The sequence below is a fragment of the Streptomyces sp. NPDC030995 genome, from assembly GCF_055571215.1.
On sequence record NZ_JBVIFS010000015.1, the window covers coordinates 1 to 16,796 of the forward strand.

General features: G+C 73.1%; 13 protein-coding genes and 1 pseudogene. 5 read left to right on the top strand and 9 right to left on the bottom strand.

Features of this window, described 5'->3' with window-relative positions; genetic code table 11:
* Nucleotides 1-89: 89 nt before the first annotated feature.
* The 4 genes and pseudogenes from ACZ45T_RS22150 to mgt all read right to left on the bottom strand — a co-directional run bounded on the left by ACZ45T_RS22150 (nt 90) and on the right by mgt (nt 3,537).
* Nucleotides 90-755: a DUF4360 domain-containing protein gene (locus ACZ45T_RS22150; RefSeq protein WP_468443847.1), complete on the bottom strand. Its 666-nt coding sequence runs from the start codon at nt 753-755 to the stop codon at nt 90-92.
* A 60-nt stretch (nt 756-815) separates the two neighbouring features.
* Nucleotides 816-1,472, bottom strand: a complete 657-nt coding sequence (locus ACZ45T_RS22155; protein WP_468443849.1) for a DUF4360 domain-containing protein — start codon at nt 1,470-1,472, stop codon at nt 816-818.
* 239 nt (nt 1,473-1,711) lie between these two features.
* Nucleotides 1,712-2,260 carry a DUF1697 domain-containing protein gene (locus ACZ45T_RS22160; RefSeq protein ID WP_468443851.1) on the bottom strand — a complete coding sequence of 183 codons (549 nt, stop codon included), beginning with the start codon at nt 2,258-2,260 and terminating at the stop codon, nt 1,712-1,714.
* A gap of 9 nt (nt 2,261-2,269) precedes the next feature.
* Nucleotides 2,270-3,537, bottom strand: a pseudogene (gene mgt, locus ACZ45T_RS22165) (macrolide-inactivating glycosyltransferase).
* A gap of 50 nt (nt 3,538-3,587) precedes the next feature.
* On the opposite strand from mgt, the gene ACZ45T_RS22170 reads away from it, so the two are divergent.
* Nucleotides 3,588-4,442, top strand: coding sequence for a phosphotransferase enzyme family protein (locus ACZ45T_RS22170; RefSeq protein WP_468443853.1), 855 nt, complete (start codon nt 3,588-3,590; stop codon nt 4,440-4,442).
* 36 nt (nt 4,443-4,478) lie between these two features.
* Here ACZ45T_RS22170 and ACZ45T_RS22175 read toward each other — a convergent pair whose 3' ends face one another.
* From ACZ45T_RS22175 to ACZ45T_RS22185, 3 genes are all read right to left on the bottom strand, one after another.
* Complete coding sequence (locus tag ACZ45T_RS22175; RefSeq protein ID WP_468443855.1) at nt 4,479-4,643, bottom strand: hypothetical protein; 165 nt, start codon at nt 4,641-4,643, stop codon at nt 4,479-4,481.
* Between the two features lie 203 nt (nt 4,644-4,846).
* Nucleotides 4,847-5,635: an exonuclease domain-containing protein gene (locus ACZ45T_RS22180; protein WP_468443857.1), complete on the bottom strand. Its 789-nt coding sequence runs from the start codon at nt 5,633-5,635 to the stop codon at nt 4,847-4,849.
* A gap of 68 nt (nt 5,636-5,703) precedes the next feature.
* On the bottom strand, nt 5,704-6,993 hold the full coding sequence (locus ACZ45T_RS22185) for an SAV2148 family HEPN domain-containing protein (RefSeq protein ID WP_468443859.1): 1,290 nt from the start codon (nt 6,991-6,993) through the stop codon (nt 5,704-5,706).
* Nucleotides 6,994-7,280: 287 nt separating this feature from the next.
* On the opposite strand from ACZ45T_RS22185, the gene glgX reads away from it, so the two are divergent.
* Complete coding sequence (glgX, locus tag ACZ45T_RS22190; protein WP_468443861.1) at nt 7,281-9,395, top strand: glycogen debranching protein GlgX; 2,115 nt, start codon at nt 7,281-7,283, stop codon at nt 9,393-9,395.
* Here glgX and ACZ45T_RS22195 read toward each other — a convergent pair.
* The gene (locus ACZ45T_RS22195) at nt 9,380-10,672 is read right to left on the bottom strand and encodes an MFS transporter (protein ID WP_468443863.1); all 1,293 of its coding nucleotides are present in this window, start codon (nt 10,670-10,672) and stop codon (nt 9,380-9,382) included. The two genes, glgX and ACZ45T_RS22195, sit on opposite strands and share 16 nt — an antisense overlap.
* A gap of 82 nt (nt 10,673-10,754) precedes the next feature.
* Here ACZ45T_RS22195 and treY point away from each other — a divergent pair, with 82 nt between their 5' ends.
* Nucleotides 10,755-13,016: a malto-oligosyltrehalose synthase gene (gene treY, locus ACZ45T_RS22200; protein ID WP_468443865.1), complete on the top strand. Its 2,262-nt coding sequence runs from the start codon at nt 10,755-10,757 to the stop codon at nt 13,014-13,016.
* Here treY and ACZ45T_RS22205 read toward each other — a convergent pair.
* A complete protein-coding gene (locus ACZ45T_RS22205; protein WP_468443867.1) occupies nt 12,999-13,871 on the bottom strand; it encodes a LysR family transcriptional regulator in 873 nt (290 codons plus the stop codon). The genes treY and ACZ45T_RS22205 overlap by 18 nt on opposite strands.
* A gap of 83 nt (nt 13,872-13,954) precedes the next feature.
* On the opposite strand from ACZ45T_RS22205, the gene lpdA reads away from it, so the two are divergent.
* Nucleotides 13,955-15,376 carry a dihydrolipoyl dehydrogenase gene (gene lpdA, locus ACZ45T_RS22210; protein ID WP_468443869.1) on the top strand — a complete coding sequence of 474 codons (1,422 nt, stop codon included), beginning with the start codon at nt 13,955-13,957 and terminating at the stop codon, nt 15,374-15,376.
* A 130-nt stretch (nt 15,377-15,506) separates the two neighbouring features.
* Nucleotides 15,507-16,781 carry a M14 family zinc carboxypeptidase gene (locus tag ACZ45T_RS22215; protein WP_468443871.1) on the top strand — a complete coding sequence of 425 codons (1,275 nt, stop codon included), beginning with the start codon at nt 15,507-15,509 and terminating at the stop codon, nt 16,779-16,781.
* Nucleotides 16,782-16,796 lie beyond the last annotated feature (15 nt).

Here is a 16,796-nt window from a genome sequence, read left to right on the forward strand (position 1 = left end):
GTGCTGTCGCGAGGGTTTCGAGATCTGTCGTCACAAACGGATCAACGAGACCCTCGCTTCATGCCCCCGAAGACTTCGGACTTACTCGTCTAGGGGGTCGGACACACCTTCCAGGCGAGGTGGTAGAGGGTACTGACGCTGGCGTCCGTGGAGTCCATGGCCATGAAGCTGGTGGACGCCGGGTTGGACGTGCCCGCATTCACGCGCAGTTCGGTATTGATGTTGAAGTTGCGCCTTTCTCCGCACGGCGCCCAGACCAGATCGGCGTACTCCGTCTTGTCGGTCGCTTGCCAGTTGTCGTTGAGCGGCCCGTTGAACTGATGGGTCCGATGGAAAGTCTGGGGCATTCCCTGGAAGTAGTAGTTCGCCCGCTCCTGGCCCCAGGCGCCGGGCTGCAGAAATGCGAATCCGCGGTAGTCCGCCTGGACGATGGCGTAGGTGAAGCCTGAAGGCACGTGGACCCGGAGATTGAGCTGGCAGTTCTTGCGGAATGCCGTGGGCGGGGCGCCGGGGCCGACCTGCGCGAGGTACTCACTGTAGGTGACCGTGAAGGCGGTGTTGTCCGGTGCGACGGCCACCTCGGCGGTGCCTTCCCGACAGCCGGATCCGTTCACCGTGGCGAGCTCGATCACGATCTTGTCGGGCGGCGCCGTGATCAGCGGGCCGTGACCGGCGGCTCCGGCGGGCGTCGCCGTGGCGATCAGCGCGGCGGCCGCGCCGATGGTGAGCAGGGTACGAGACAGGGAATGAGACATCGTTGTCACTCCTGACCATGAGTCGGGTTCCTGCACTCACTCGGTGTCGGACGGCCGGTGTCAGACCGCCGTGCAGTCCTTCCACGCGAAGTGGTAGACCGTACTGACGCTGCCGTCCGTGGAATCCATGCTCATGAAGCTCAGGGCCTGCGGGTTGGACGTCCCGGCGTAGACGCGCAGTTCGGTGTTGACGTTGAGGTTGCGCTCCTCGCCGCACGGCGCCCAGACCAGGTCGGCGTACTCCGTCTGATCGCTCGCCTGCCAGTTGTCCGTGTAGGGGCCGTTGAACTGGTGGGTCGTGCGGGCCGTCTGCGCGGAGCCCTGGAAGTAGTAGTTCGCGCGCTCCTGGCCGAAGGCCCCGCGCTGGAGGTGTGCGAACCCGCGGTAGTCGGCGCGGGCGATGGCGTAGGTGAACCCCTGGGGCACGTGGATCCGGAGGGCGAGCTGGCAGTTCTTGCGGAACTCGGTACCGCCCGCGCCGGCTCCCGCCTGGGCGAGGTAGTTGCTGTACGTGACGGTGAAGGCGGTGTTGTCGGAGGCTGCGGCCACGTCCGCCGTCCCCTGCGCGCATCCCGAGCCGTTGACTCCGACCACGTCGACCGTAATTCTCCCGGGGGGCGTGTATGCGATATCGGATGCGACATCGGCCTGCGCGGGTGCGGCCACGGCCGATAACGCCGCCGCCGCCGCACTGACGGTCAGTCTGCGGAGCAACATCTTCATTTCTCCATTCATGCGGACCGGCGCCTGAATTAGGCATGCACATGTCATCACGAAGGAATGGGGTCGGGAAGGGTGCGATACGGCCAACGACCTCCGGCCGCATTCTCTGGCCGGTTCAGGGCACGGGCCCGCCCCCTCCCCGCCTCCCCATCAGCCCGCTCCCCCGCCCCTGCGGCCATCACGGCCACCCACGGACCGGGAGAATGACCAGAACCACCCGGGCGCGCCCCCGCTCAACCCTGCGTCAGTTCCACGAGCTTGGCGACGGTGTTCCAGTTGCGGGTGGTCACGTCGATGCCCTTGACGACGGCGGGCTTGGCGAGGGCCTCGGCCAGTTTGGAGCGGCCCAGGCCGTTCGGCGCGTAGAGGTAGAGGACCCGGTCGCCGAGCCGGTACTCCTCCGGGAGGTAGCCAACCCCGTCGATCGCGGCGAAGCGCTCCGCGCCGGGCTGCTCGGAGAAGAAGGTGGCGTGGAGCTGCTTGCCCTCCAGTTCGGCGGCGGGGAAGGGACAGGCGTCGGCGACGGCGCGCAGGTACGCCCCGTCGACGACCAGGCACCGCACCGGAAAGCCGAAGTGGGCCTCGATGGCCGCCTCCAGCTCCCGGGCGAGCGCCACCGGGTCCTTCTTCGCGCTGCTGAAGACGGCGTTGCCGCTCTGCAGGTACGTCTGTACGTCGCCGTGGCCGAGCCCCTCCAGCACGGAGCGCAGCTCCACCATCGGGACCTTCTTGCTCCCACCGACATTGATCCCGCGCAGCAGCGCCGCGTACTTCTTCGCCATGGGGGCAATCTAGTGCTGTGACAGTTCGGCTTCGATGAGGTCTGCGGCCCGCCGCGTGCCGCCCTCGGTGGCCATCTGTGCGCGGATCGCCTCGGCGCGGGCGGCGACTTCGGGGTCGGCGACCAGGGAGAGGACCGCCTCCCGGAGGGTCGCGGCGTCCGCCTCCGCCATCGGGACGTGCCGGGCCACGCCGAGGGAGGCCAGCATGTCGGCGTTGCCGAACTGGTCGACGGCCTGCGGGACGGCGACCATCGGGGTGGCGGTGGCGAGTCCTTCCTGGCTGCCGCCGGCGCCGGCGTGGGTGATGAAGGCGTCGGCCTGGCGCAGGATGTCCAGCTGGGGAACCCAGCGGTGGACCTCGACGTTGGCGGGGATCGCGCCCAGGTCGGCCTCGTCGGTGAACGCGCCGATCTGGAGGACGACGTGCCAGTCGGGCAGGTCCGCGAAGGCGTCGATGCAGGCGCGGTAGAAGGCGGGCTGCTTGGTGAAGGCGGAGCCGAGCGAGACCAGCACGACCTTGCTGCCCTCGGCCGACTCCGGGCGCCGCCAGCTTCCCCGGGTGGCCGTACGGTCGCCCTGGCAGGCGCCGACGAAGGTGTAAACGGACGCGTCGACGCGGTCGGCGTTCGGCTGGAGCGCCCGGGGGATCAGGACGACGCTGCGGCGCGGGCGGCTCTGGAAGCGGTCGACCTGGTCGCCGAGACCGTTCTCCCGCAGCCAGGCACCGAAGGTGGCGTAGTAGGCCTGTCCGCGCTCGGACGCCTTCAGCTCGGCGAACATCGGCTCGGCGACCTCCTCCTCGTACCCCTCCCAGGCGACGAGGTTGGGCGAGAGGGAAACGGCGGGGACTCCCCACCGGTGGGCGAGCATGGGCGCCGGGTAGGAGGCGATGTCGTGGATGACGAGGTCCGGTTCGTCGCCCTCGAAGGCGGCGACGAGCTGTGGGAGGGCCTGGACGGCGTCGTTCAGGAAGGGCTCCAGGTGGTCGATGAGCTCGGTCCCCCAGGCCTCCGGGTCGTCGTCGGTGGGGAGGGTGGAGCTGTAGATCACGGGTGTGGCGCCGGTCTCCGAGACCTTCTCGGCGAAGGCGGCGGGGATGGCGTAGCTGACGCGGTGGCCCCGGGCGACCAGCTCCCGGATCACCTCGATGCTCGGGTTCACGTGGCCGTGGGCGGCGATGGAGAACATGGCGATGTGTGCGGGCTTCGCTGAGGTCATGCCCCGACCATAACGAGACGAGACGTCTCGTGCAATTCCCTTTCGCCGTCCCCCCGCACCCGGATGGGAGACTTGGCGCATTCACGACGATCCGGAGCCGGGGTACGAAATGGACGAGGCGCGGGCCAGGGACGTACTGGCGACCGCCGGCCTGGGTGGCGGCGCCGCCCTGCTGGCCCTGGGCGAGAACGCGGTCTTCGCGATCGGCGAGCTGGTGATGAAGGTGAGCCGCGCGGATCCGGCCCTGGAGGCGCGGGCCGCGCACGAACTGGCCGTCGCACACTGGCTGGAACAGGCCGGCGTCCCGGCGGTCCGCGCGGCCGAACCGGAGCCGCGGCTGATCGCCGGGCACCCGGTGACGCTGTGGCACCGACTCCCGGACGCGGTGCGCCCCGCGGGACCGCAGGACCTCGCGGTGCTGCTGCGGCGGATCCACGCCCTGCCCGCGCCGCCGTTCCCGCTGGCCGCGCGGGACCTGCTGGGCGGTGTCGAACGCTGGCTGCGGCTGGCCGGCGACGCGATCGACCCAGCGGACGCGGCGTACCTGCGGGCCCGCCGCGACGCCTACGCGGACGAGGTGGCCGGGCTGGTTCCGCGGCTGCCCCCGGGGCCGATCCACGGCGACGCCCTGCCCCGCAACGTGCACGTCGGCCCGGACGGCCCGGTCCTGGTCGACCTGGAGACCGTCTCGGCCGACCTGCGCGAGCACGACCTGGTGGTGATGGCCCTCTCCCGCGACCGGTACGGGCTGCCCGCCGAGTCCTACGAGGCGTTCGTGGCGGCGTACGGCTGGGACGTCCGCGACTGGAAGGGCTGCACGGTGCTGCGCGGGGCCCGCGAGACGGCCAGCTGCGCCTGGGTCGCCCAGCACGCCCCGACCGACCCGAAGGCGCTGGCCGAATTCCGCCGCCGCGTGAACTCCCTGCGCGACGGCGCGTCCGAGGTCCGCTGGCACACCTTCTGAGGCGGGCCGCGAGCCGGTCGTCAGACCGTCAGACCGTCAGACCGTCGTTCCGGCAGTGTCGGCGACCACCGGGATCGCGCGCAGCCGGTGCAGGTAGAACTCCCCCATCGGGGGAGCGATGCAAGGCGACTGCACCTGGTAGCGGCCGTGGGGGATGTCGACACGGATCGAATGCTCCTCGCCTGCCTCTTCGCCGGGCACCAGGGAATCGATCAGGACCGGGAAGAGCCTCGCCGCCGATCGTGAGGACTTCTCCGTGGCCGGGGAGCAGAATCTTGCCGACGTGTTCCGACACCAAGTCGAACGCTTCCGTACCGTCCCACTCGCTTACATATCGGGCGGGGCACAACGCGTAGACGCCGAAGTCGGTCCCGTCGAGCCAGCCGATCGAAGCGGACACGCCCTCAGCCGCCCGCCGGAACCAGGCCCCGCAGCGGCCAGGCCGTGTCGATCACCGCGTCCGGGGTGCCCTGCCGGCGCAGGTACGACTGGAAGTCCCGGGCCCAGCGGGCGTGCCAGGCGCCCTGCCTCGCGTGCAGGTCGGCCGGGGTGAGCGCGGCCACCTCCGGATGCCGCTGGGCTATCGCGCGGGCCACCTGGACCGCTGCCAGCGCGTCCGCCCCCGCGTCGTGCGCGTCCTCCAGGGTGACCCCGTACACCCCGCAGACCGCCTCCAGGGTCCGCTTGCCCCGCCGGTAGCGGTCCACGGCCCGGTCGATGGTCAGCGGGTCCACCACCGGCCCGGTCCGTCCTCCCGGCTCCGCCGGGGGGACCCCCGCCCCGCCCAGCCGGTCGGCCAGCGACGGCAGCCCGTGCCGGGCCAGTTCCGCCGAGAGCAGGGTCAGGTCGAAGGCCGCGTTGTACGCGACGACCACCGCGCCGGCGCGCCAGTGCCCGACCAGCGCCTCCGCGACCTCGTCCGCGACCTCGCGCACCGGACGGCCCTCGGCGACCGCCCGCTCCGTGCTGATCCCGTGGATCGCCGAAGCCTCCCGCGGGATCGGTATCCCCGGATCCGCGAGCCAGCCGCGCCGCTCACCGACCACCGCGCCCCGTACCTCGACCAATGCCGCCGTCACGATCCGCGACTCCTCCGGCTCCGTGCCGGTCGTCTCCAGGTCGAACCCGATCAGCACACCGCCGTGCCAGTCCTCCACCCCGTGCCCCTCCCCCGTACGTACACCTTCGGTCAACGACTTTCAGCCTGCCACGGGGCACTGACAAGCCGCACGACGCCCCCCTCAGGTCTCCCTCGGGTCCCTCACGACACCGGGCGGGAGTCCTCCCACATCAACTCGAATTCCTCCCGGTACGTCGTGAACAGCCCGTGGTCCGCGTCCTTCGGCACACCGCGCCCGCCCCCGCGCAGCACCAGGACGGGCGACTCCATGCCGCGCGCCCGGCGCAGGTACGACTGGACCACGGCGATGCCCGAGGACTCCCCCTCCACCAGATAGGCGGTGAAGCGGGGCGTCTCGTCGAAGACGTGGATCTCGAACCGGGAGGGATCGCGCAGGCCCGCCCGGACCCGGCGGACGTGCAGGATGTTCATCTCCACCGAGCGGCTCAGCTCGCCCTTGCGCAGCCCGAGCTCCCGCTCGCGCCGCTTGACCGCGCTGCTCGCCGGGTTCAGGAACAGCAGCCGCACCCGGCAGCCGGCTTCCGTGAGCCGGACGAGTCTTCGGCCGGAGAAGTTCTGGACCAGCAGGTTGAGCCCGATGCCGATGGCGTCGAGCCGCCGCGCACCCCCGAACAGGTCCTCGGCCGGGAGCTGCCGCTGGAGCCGCACCCGGTCCGGGTGGACCGAGATGACGTCGGCGTACCGGTCGCCCACCAAGTCCTCGACGGCGTCGATCGGCAGCCGGTCCGCCGAGGGGCTGCCCGCGCCCCCGCCGAGCACCTCCAGCAGCCGCGCCGAGGCCCGCTCCGCCTGCTCCAGCACCGGACGCGACAGCGCCCGGTTGCGGGACACGACGTTGCGCGTGACCTCGAGCTCGTCGAGGGCCAGCTCGATCTCGCGCCGGTCGTCGAAGTACGGCTCGAAGCACGGCCAGTGCTGGACCATCAGCTCCCGCAGCTGCGGGAGGGTCAGGAAGCTCAGCACGTTGTCGTCGGCGGAGTCGAGCAGGTAGCCCTTGCGCCGGCTGACCTCGCGCACGGCCACCGCCCGCTGCACCCATTCCTGCCCGGCGGGCCCGGCGGCCGCGACCACCCAGTCGTCCCCGCCGTGCACCGGCTCGTAGATGGGCCGCAGCACCGCCCCGACCACCGACCGCAGCCGCTGTTCGATCAAGTTCAGCCAGATGTACGCACGGCCCGCGCGCTGGGCCCGCGTACGGACCTCGCCCCAGGCGTCCGCGCCCCAGTCCAGCTCGGCGCCCGCGGATCCCGGCCCCCGTGCGCTGCCGGCCGCCGCCGGTCCGCCCGCCAGGGAGACCGCTCCGGCGGCGATCCCCGCCGGTGCCCCGTCGGGGGCACTCTCCGGTGCGTCCGCCGGGCCACCCTCGTGACTGCTGTCACCAGGGGGCAGCTCCAGACCTCCCGAGCTCACCCGTGCACCGCCTTCTGCGTCTGGACGCCCGTCTCCAGTGATCACGGAAGGGTACTCCGCGCGCGCGGCCCGGTGCAGCCCGATGGTCCGCACACCGACTGCCGGTTGACCCATTATCGGATGCGCAGACAGTCCGTTGACCCGCATATCAGCTCTGCGGGTCACCCGGTAGGACCCCTCCCAAGTCCGCGTGTGCGGCCCCTCTTTCGGGGAAGATCGGGCAGTGACGTGGTCCACGCCGGATCAGCCGGGAACATCCTCCGACATAGAGGGAAGAGTCGTTATCCATGCAGGTCTGGCCGGGACAGGCGTATCCGCTCGGTGCCACTTACGACGGCGCCGGCACCAACTTCGCGGTCTACTCCGAGGCCGCCCGACGCATCGAGCTGTGCCTCCTCCACGACGACGGATCCGAGTCGGCCGTGGAACTGCGCGAGACGGACGCCTTCGTCCGGCACGCGTACCTGCCCGGGATCATGCCGGGCCAGCGCTACGGCTTCCGTGTCCACGGCCCCTACGAGCCCGAGCGCGGGCTGCGCTGCAACGCGGCGAAGCTCCTGCTGGACCCGTACGCCCGGGCGATCAGCGGCAGCGTGGCCTGGGGCGAACAGGTGTACGGCTACCACTTCGGCCGCCCCGATTCGCGCAACGACCTGGACTCCGCCCCGCACACCATGAGTTCGGTGGTGGTGAACCCGTACTTCGACTGGGCCAACGACCGGCCGCCGCGCCACGAGTACCACCACACCGTGCTGTACGAGGCCCACGTCAAGGGTCTGACCATGAACCATCCGGACCTTCCGGAGGAGCTGCGCGGCACGTACGGGGCGCTCGCGCACCCGGCGGTCATCGGTCACCTCGCCAAGCTCGGGGTGACGGCGCTGGAGCTGATGCCGGTGCACCAGTTCGTCAACGACCACCGGCTGGTCAACGACGGGCTGAGCAACTACTGGGGCTACAACACCATCGGGTTCTTCGCCCCGCACAACGGCTACGCCTCGGGTGACCGCGGCCAGCAGGTGCTGGAGTTCAAGTCGGCGGTCCGGGCCCTGCACGAGGCCGGGATCGAGGTGATCCTGGACGTGGTCTACAACCACACCGCCGAGGGGAACCACCTGGGCCCGACGCTGTCCTTCCGCGGGCTGGACAACGCCTCGTACTACCGGCTGGCGGACGATCCCCGGCACTACATGGACACCACCGGGACCGGGAACTCGCTGCTGATGCGCTCCCCGCACGTGCTCCAGCTGATCATGGACTCGCTGCGCTACTGGGTCACCGAGATGCACGTGGACGGCTTCCGCTTCGACCTGGCCGCCACGCTGGCGCGCCAGTTCCACGAGGTGGACCGGCTGTCCTCGTTCTTCGACCTGGTCCAGCAGGATCCGGTGGTCAGCCAGGTGAAGCTGATCGCGGAGCCCTGGGACCTGGGCGAGGGCGGCTACCAGGTGGGCAACTTCCCGCCGCTGTGGACCGAGTGGAACGGCAAGTACCGCGACACCGTACGGGACTTGTGGCGCGGGCAGCCGCGCACGCTGGCGGAGTTCGCGGGCCGGCTGACGGGCTCCTCGGACCTCTATCAGGACGACGGGCGGCGCCCGCTGGCCTCCATCAACTTCACCACCTGCCACGACGGTTTCACCCTGCACGACCTGGTCTCGTACAACGAGAAGCACAACGAGGCGAACCGGGAGGGCAACCGGGACGGCGAGACCCACAACCGTTCCTGGAACTGCGGGGTGGAGGGTCCGACCGAGGACCCGGAGATCGTCGAGCTGCGCGAGCGCCAGATGCGCAACTTCACGGCCACCCTGATGCTGTCGCAGGGGGTGCCCATGCTCAGCCACGGCGACGAGTTCGGCCGCACCCAGGGCGGCAACAACAACGCCTACTGCCAGGACAACGAACTGTCGTGGGTGCGCTGGCCGGAGCCCGGCAAACCACCGCCGTCCCTGCTGGAGTTCACCCGGCGGATGGTGTGGCTGCGCCGCGACCACCCCGTCTTCCGGCGGCGCCGGTTCTTCCACGGCCGCCCGGTGGAGGGCACGCACGACGAGCTCTCCGACATCGCCTGGTTCACCCCGCACGGCGAGGAGATGCGGGCGCGCGACTGGCAGGCGCAGCACGCGCGGGCGCTGACCGTCTTCCTCAACGGGGAGGCGATCTCCGAGCCGGGCACGCGCGGGGAGCGGATCACCGACGACTCGTTCCTGCTGATGTTCAACGCCGGTGCGGAACCTCAGGACTTCACCGTCCCGGCGGGGCACGGCGCGCAGTGGCGGCTGGTGGTGGACACGGCCCGGGCTGACGTGCTGCCACCCGGCACCGGGCCGCAGTACGCGGCGGGTGACCGGGTGGCGCTGACAGGACGGTGTCTGGTGGTGCTTCAGCGCCCGGCGTAGGCGGCGCCGCCCTCCCCGGCCACCGGGGATGCGGCCCGGCCGGTCTGCCGGCCCGGGAGGGCCTTGACGGTGTGCGTACGGTCGGCGGGCACCCGGGTGACCAGGGCGAGGGTCAGGCAGAGCGCGGCCGCCCCCACGGCCACGGCGAAGGCCCCGGCGGGCCCGTACGCCTCGGCGAGGCGCCCGCAGACGACGAGGGCCGTGGCCTGCCCGGCCACCAGGCAGCTGGCGGCGAAGGCCATGGACGCGGAGAGCCGGGCCGGCTCCACGGCGCGCTCGGTGAGCGCGAAGGCGGTGATCAGGTGGGGTGCGTAGGCGGCCCCGAGCACGGTGACGACGGCGTACAGCGGCAGCAGGCTGTCGGTGAACAGCAGGGGCGCCGAGAGCACCAGGGCCGCGCCGGTCGCCACCCGCCAGCGCAGCCGCAGTCCGAAGCGGGCGGGCAGCGCGCCGAGCGAGATGCCGACGACCGCGCTGACGACGCCCATCGCGGAGTAGACGACGGCGGCCTGGTCCGGAACGCCCAGCCGGACGGTGAGCGCCGTGATGCCGGCCTGACAGGCGCCGAACATGGCGCCCTGGAGGGCCAGCGAGCCGCGTACGGCGTGGACCACGCCCGGCGGCCGGACCCGGCTCCCCGTGCCCCGGGCGCGCGCGGGCGACCCGGCCGTGACGGCGGCGGTCGGGTGCAGCGCGTAGACGGTGCCGAAGACGGCGACGAGTCCGGCCGCGCCGGCGAGGGCGACGGCCGGGTGCGCGAGGAGCGCGGCGATCCCGACGAGGGCGGGCCCGAAGACGAACGAGACCTCGTCCAGGGTGCCTTCGAGTGCGTGGACGGCGCCCACGACGCTCTCGTCGGACTTGGCGCGGTGGGCCAGGGCCACGGAGCGGGTCCGGGCGAGCGGCCCGATCAGCGGTACGGAGGCGCCGGTGAGGGCGCCGATCGCGGCGAGCGGGACGGTGGCCAGATGGCCGAGCGCCCCGGCGACCAGAGCGGCGGTGGCGACGGCGTTGACGGCGGCGGCGGCCAGGACCACGGGCCGCTGCCCGTGCCGGTCGGCGAGCCAGCCGAGGACCGGTCCGAAGAGGACCTGGCCGAGGGAGAGGGCGCCTCCGACCACACCGGCGGTGGCGAGGGAGCCGCTGGTCTGGGCGACCAGCAGGAAGCTGCCGAACTGCGACATCGCGACGGGCAGTCGGGCGAGGAAAGAGACGAGCGGAAGTAGGGGCCCGGTCAGGGCGATGACTCTTCGATAGGTGTTGACGGTTCCAACCACTTGATCGACGATAACCCGGCGCAGTCACTCGGATGCATTGGGTAATGGCACGGAATCCGGCAGGCTGGGTACGTACGTTCTCATGAGCCAGCCGCACCCGACCACCGAATCGGAACCTGACGTTCCGACACCTGTCACCCCGGCGTCGACCTACCGCCTCCAGCTGCGTCCGGAGTTCCCCTTCGCGGCGGCCGAGGCGGCCGTGCCGTACCTCGCCTCGCTCGGCGTGTCGCACCTGCACCTCTCCCCCGTCCTGGAGGCGGTGCCCGGATCGGCCCACGGGTACGACGTCACCGACCACTCCCGCGTGCGGGCCGAGCTCGGCGGCGAGCCGGGCCTGCGGGCCCTCGCCGCGGCCGCCCGGGAGCACGGGCTCGGCCTGGTCCTCGACATCGTGCCCAACCACATGGCGGTGCCGACGCCGCTGCGCCTGAACCGGCCGCTGTGGGAGGTGCTCCGGGACGGGCCGGGCTCGCCGTACGCCCGCTGGTTCGACATCGACTGGGAGGCCGGCCGCGGGCAGGTGCTGCTGCCCGTGCTCGCCGGACCGGTGGAGACCTGCGAGCTGTGGGCCGACGGCGAGGTGCTGCGGTACGGGGAGCAGGAGTTCCCGCTGCGCGAAGGGACCGCGGGGCTGGCGCTGCCCGAGCTGCTCGCCGCGCAGTGGTACCGGCCGGCCTGGTGGCGGGAGGCCCGCACCTCCCTCAACTACCGGCGGTTCTTCACCATTTCGGAGCTGATCGGGGTCCGCGTGGAGGACCCCGAGGTGTTCACGGCCACCCACGCGAAGGTGCTGGAGCTGGTCCGGGACGGGGTCGCGCAGGGGCTGCGGATCGACCACGTGGACGGGCTGGCGGACCCGGAGCAGTACCTGCGGCGGCTGCGGGCGGCGGCCGGGGACGGCTGCTGGGTGGTGGTCGAGAAGATCCTGGCCCGCCACGAACGGCTGCCGCCGTCATGGCCGGTGGCGGGGACCACCGGATACGACGCGCTGCACCGGGTGGACGGGGTGTTCACCGACCCGGCGGGGGCCGCCGAACTGGCCGACCGCTACGGGAGGTCCACCGGTCTCCCGCCGTGGCCGCAGGCCGCCCGGGCCTCGGCGCGGGAGGTGCTGACCGGGGACCTGGCCGCCGAGCTGGGGGCACTGGAACGACAGGCCGGTCCGGAACTGGCGCAGGCCGTGAGGGAGTTGCTGATCGCCTATCCCGTCTACCGGCCGTATCCCGGTGATCCGGAGCCCGCGCCGCAGGCCCTGGAGCAGGCCGCCGCGCTGGCCGGTCCGGACGCGGTGGCCGGCGTACGGGAGCTGCTGCTGCGGGATCCGGCCTTCGCGGCCCGCTTCGCCCAGACCTCGGCGGCCCTGCGCGCCAAGTCCCTGGAGGACCGGGCCTTCTACCGGTACGCGGCCCTGCTGTCGGCCACCGAGGTCGGCGGGGAGCCGGGGCGGCCGGCGGTGTCCGCCGCGGAGTTCCACGCGTACTGCGCCGCCCTGGCGCGGGACTGGCCCGGGGCGGGCACGGTGCTGTCCACGCACGACACCAAGCGCAGCGCGGACGTCCGGGCCCGGATCTCGGCGCTGTCGCAGGCGCCGGAGCTGATGGGCGGCCCCGCCGGCCCGGACCCCCACCTGGCCTGGGTGGCCCGGCAGAGCGCGCTGGGGCTCGGCCGGGTCCCCGAGGCCGTGCCCCGGCTGGCCGAGGCCCTGCTCAAGTCGGTCCGCGAGGCCGCCCTGCACACCAGCTGGACCGACCGGGACGAGGACTACGAGGCGGGCGTCCCGGCGTACGTACAAGGCCCGCTCGACCTTCCGCCGGAGCTGGCGGAGGCGGCCCGCGCCAACCTCCTCGGCATGACCCTGCTGCACCTGGCGATGCCGGGCGTCCCGGAGGTCTACCAGGGCGCCGAGACGGAGTACCGGGCCCTGGTCGACCCCGACAACCGGCGCCCGGCCCGCTTCCCGCACCGGGAGCTGGCCCGGCTGGACGCGGGGGCCGCCCCGCAGGGACCGGCCGAGGAGAAGCTGGCCCTCACGGCCGCCCTGCTCCGGCTGCGCCGGGACCGGCCGGACCTGTTCGCCGGGTACGCCCCGCTGCCGGCCCGGGGCCCGGCGGCGGACCACTGCCTGGCCTTCGCCCGCTCGCCGGGCCTGCTGGTGGCGGCCACCCGGCTCTCGCACCGGCTGGCCGCGTCGGGCGGCTGGCGCGGCACCACCCTGCCGCTGCCGCCGGGGCGGTGGACCCCGCCGGCGGACGGGTCCCCGTACCGGTCCTACGAAGGCCGGCCGCGGCTGTCCGAACTGCTGGCCGCCCGGCCCGTGGCGGTCCTACTGCGCGAGGAGTAGCTCGGCGAAGGCCGCCGCCGCGCCGGTCAGCGGGACCCGGGAGAAGACCGCCAGGGGCCGGTGCCACGGCGGGTCGAGGGAGAGCAGCACGCAGTCCTCGCCGACGGCCCCCCGGACCATGTGGGCCGGGGCCATGACGACGCCGACCCCGGCGGCCGCCATCCGTACGGCGGTCGAGGTGTGCTCGGTGCGCAGGACCGTGCGCGGGGTGAATCCGGCCTCGCCGCACGCCCGGTCGAGGACGAGCTGCCCCTGGACCAGCGGTTCCATCGCGCAGCGGATCCAGTCCCGGTCGGCCAGCTCGGTCAGCTTGACGGCGCCCCGCCCGGCCAGGGGGTCGTCGAACGGCACGACGATCACCAGCTCCTCCCGGCCCAGCCGCAGCACCGGCCCGGCCCACTCCCTGGGCTCCGGACCGACCGCGAGATCGGCGACGCCGCGCTCCAGCTGCTCCGCCAGGGCCTCGGTGGAGCCGTACTCGCGCAGCACCAGTGCCACCCCCGGGTGCAGGGTCCGCCAGCGGGCGGCGACGCCGGGGAGCAGGCCGACGGCGAGGGCGTGGACGGTGGCGAGGTGCAGTTCCCCGCCGTCGGCCCCGGCGGCGGCGCGGGCGGCCCGCTCGGCCTGGCGGGCGCTGTGGACGGCGAGCTGGGCGTGCGGGAGGAAGGCGCGGCCCATGGGGGTGAGCCTCACTCCGCGCGGCATGCGCTCCAGCAGTTCGCCGCCCACGGACCGCTCCAGGGCCTTGACCTGATGGGAGAGCGCGGGCTGGGTCACGTGCAGGGCATCGGCGGCCCGGGTGAAGGAGGACTCCTCCACGACGGCGAGGAAGTACTCCATCTGACGCAGGCTCATGAGCAGGAAGCATAAACAGCCTGCATGGCGCCGAGAAGATCATTGCCTTGGACTCATGGGAACGGGCCGCGCAGGCTGGGCGCATGAACAGCGACAGCGGCAACACCGTGGACGTGATCGTGATCGGCGGCGGCACCGGCGGCTACAGCACCGCCCTGCGCGCCTCGGCCCTCGGACTGACCGTCCTCCTCGCGGAACGCGACAAGATCGGCGGGACCTGCCTGCACCGCGGCTGCATCCCCAGCAAGGCCATGCTGCACGCGGCCGAACTCGTCGACGGCATAACCGAGGCCCGGACCCGCTGGGGCGTGCGGGCGAGCGTGGAATCGGTGGACTGGGCTGCCCTGACCGCCACCCGGGACGACATCGTCTCGCGCAACCACAAGGGCGTGGAAGGGCACTTGGAGCACGCCGGGGTGCGCGTGGTGCGCAGCGGGGCCCGGCTGACCCGGCCGCGGTCGGTACGGACCGAGGATGGCCGGGAGTTCACCGCCACCCGCGGCATCGTGCTGGCCACCGGGTCGCGGCCGCGCACCCTGCCCGGCCTGGAACCCGACGGGCACACGGTCGTGACCAGCGACGACGCGCTGTTCGCCCCCGGGCTGCCGCGCTCGGTCCTGGTGCTGGGCGGCGGGGCGATCGGCGTGGAGTACGCCTCCTTCCACCGGTCGATGGGGGCCGAGGTGACGCTGGTGGAGGCCGCGGACCGGCTGGTTCCGCTGGAGGACGCCGACGTGTCCCGGCATCTGGCGCGGGGCCTGAAGAAGCGCGGGATCGACGTGCAGACGGGGGCCCGGCTGGAGGAGGCCGTCGTACGGGACGGGACGGTACGGGCCACCGTGCGCACCGCGCGCGGGGAGCTCCGGGAGCTCCGCGCGGAGCGGCTGCTCGTGGCGGTGGGCCGGGTCCCGGTGACCGACGGGCTGGACCTGGCGGCGGCCGGACTGGCCACCGACGAGCGGGGGTTCGTGGCGCCGGCCGACTGGTCGCGGCTGGAGACCGCCGTCCCCGGGATCCACGTGGTGGGCGACCTGCTGCCGCCGCCGTCACCGGGCCTGGCGCACGCCTCCTTCGCGGAGGGGCTGCTGGTGGCGGAGACCCTGGGGGGCGTGCCGACCGTGCCGGTGGACTACGCGACGGTGCCGCGGGTGACGTACTCGGCGCCGCAGACCGCCGCCGTCGGCCTGACGGAGGCGCAGGCGCGCGAGGCCGCGTACGACGTGGTGGTGAACTCGATGCCGCTGACGGCGGTGGCCAAGGGGATGGTGCACGGGCAGGGCGGCACGGTGAAGGTCGTCGCGGAACGGGGCGGGCGGGTGCTGGGCGTGCACCTGGTGGGGCCGCACGTGTCGGAGATGATCGCGGAGAGCCAGCTGATCGTGGGCTGGGACGCGGAACCGTCCGACGTGGCCCGGCACGTCCACGCCCACCCGACGCTGTCGGAGGCCGTGGGCGAAGCCTTCCTGTCGCTGGCAGGCCGCGGCCTGCACCAGCAACTGAAGTGAAGCCCCGCCGGCGTTTGAGGCGCGGGGGCCCGGGGGCAGCGCCCCCGGCAACGGCGCCGCACCCGACTGCCCGGGAACTGCGGGACCTGCGGAGCAGTAGGCGGTGGGCGCGGCGGGCATGGCATCCCTTGTGACTCTCCTCCGTGACATGTGCTACCCCACACCGCAGGAACTCGGGCTCGCCGCCCGTGCGCTGGCGGACGAACACCCCGGCGAGGCCCGGCTCCGCCAGGCCGGCACCTCCCGGGCCGGGCAGCCGCTGTGGGTGCTCTCCGTCGCACCCGTGGGCCCCGGCACCCGCAACGTCCTCGTCGTCGCCGGGGCGCACGCCAACGAGCCCGTCGGCGGCGCCACCGCGCTCTCGCTCGCCCGCCGCGTCCTGGGCGACCCGGCGCCGCGGGCGGGCTGCGGCTGGCACTTCCTGCTCTGCGCCGACCCGGACGGCGCGGACCTGCACCGTACGCCCCGCCCGTACTCGCTCCTGGACTACCACCGGAGCTTCTTCCGGCCGCCCGGCCCCGAACAGCCCGAGTGGGCACCGTCTTTACTGCCTCCGGACCGGCTGCCGCCCGAGACCCTGGCCCTGACCGCGCTCATCGACGAGCTGCGGCCCGTCCTCCAGGTCTCCCTGCACGCCACCGATCTCGGCGGCTCCTGGGTGCAGCTCACCCGGGACATACCGGGCCTCGCCGAGCCGTTCGCCAAATCGGCCGCCGAGCTGCGCATCCCGGTGGAGAACGGGGCCTCGGACGCCGCCGGCTGGCCCTCCCCCGGGCCCGGGATCTTCGTGATCCCGCAGCCGGGGAGCGAGGCCGCCGGGGCCTTCCACCCGGAGGACACCCGGCTCAGCACCTGGTACCACGCGCACCGGTACGCCGGCACGACCGCCATCGTCGAAGTCCCCATGTGGGCCTCCGACCTGGTGGACGATCCGGCCCCGCACCCCGATCCGCGCGGGGCCCTGCGGATGCTGGCCGGGCGGCTCACCGCGGACGCCGCGCTCGTCGCCGGGGTGCGGGACCGGATCCGGTCCGGCTCGCTGCCGTACGAGGACCCGGCCACGGCGCCGCTGCTGCGCGCGGTGGACTGGACGCTCGCGCTGATCCCCCGGATCGCCGTCGAGTGGACCGGCGCCGAGGCGCCCGCGGAGGCCACGGCCGCGTACATCGCCAGCATCGACGCCTTCGGCCGCCGGCTCTCGCTGCGCGCCGCCGCGATGCTGCTCCGGGTGCTGCGCGCCCAGGGGCATCCGGCGGCGCCCGGGCTGGACCGGCTGGTCACGGGGTGGTGCGAGGAGTTCGCGGCCCGCTTCGGTGCCCGCTGGGTCCCGGTGGCCACCCAGGTGGAACACCAGGCCCGGACCGTCCTGGCGGCCTACGAGCGGCTCGTGGCGGCCGAGCGGTAACCGACCGGCGCCCGG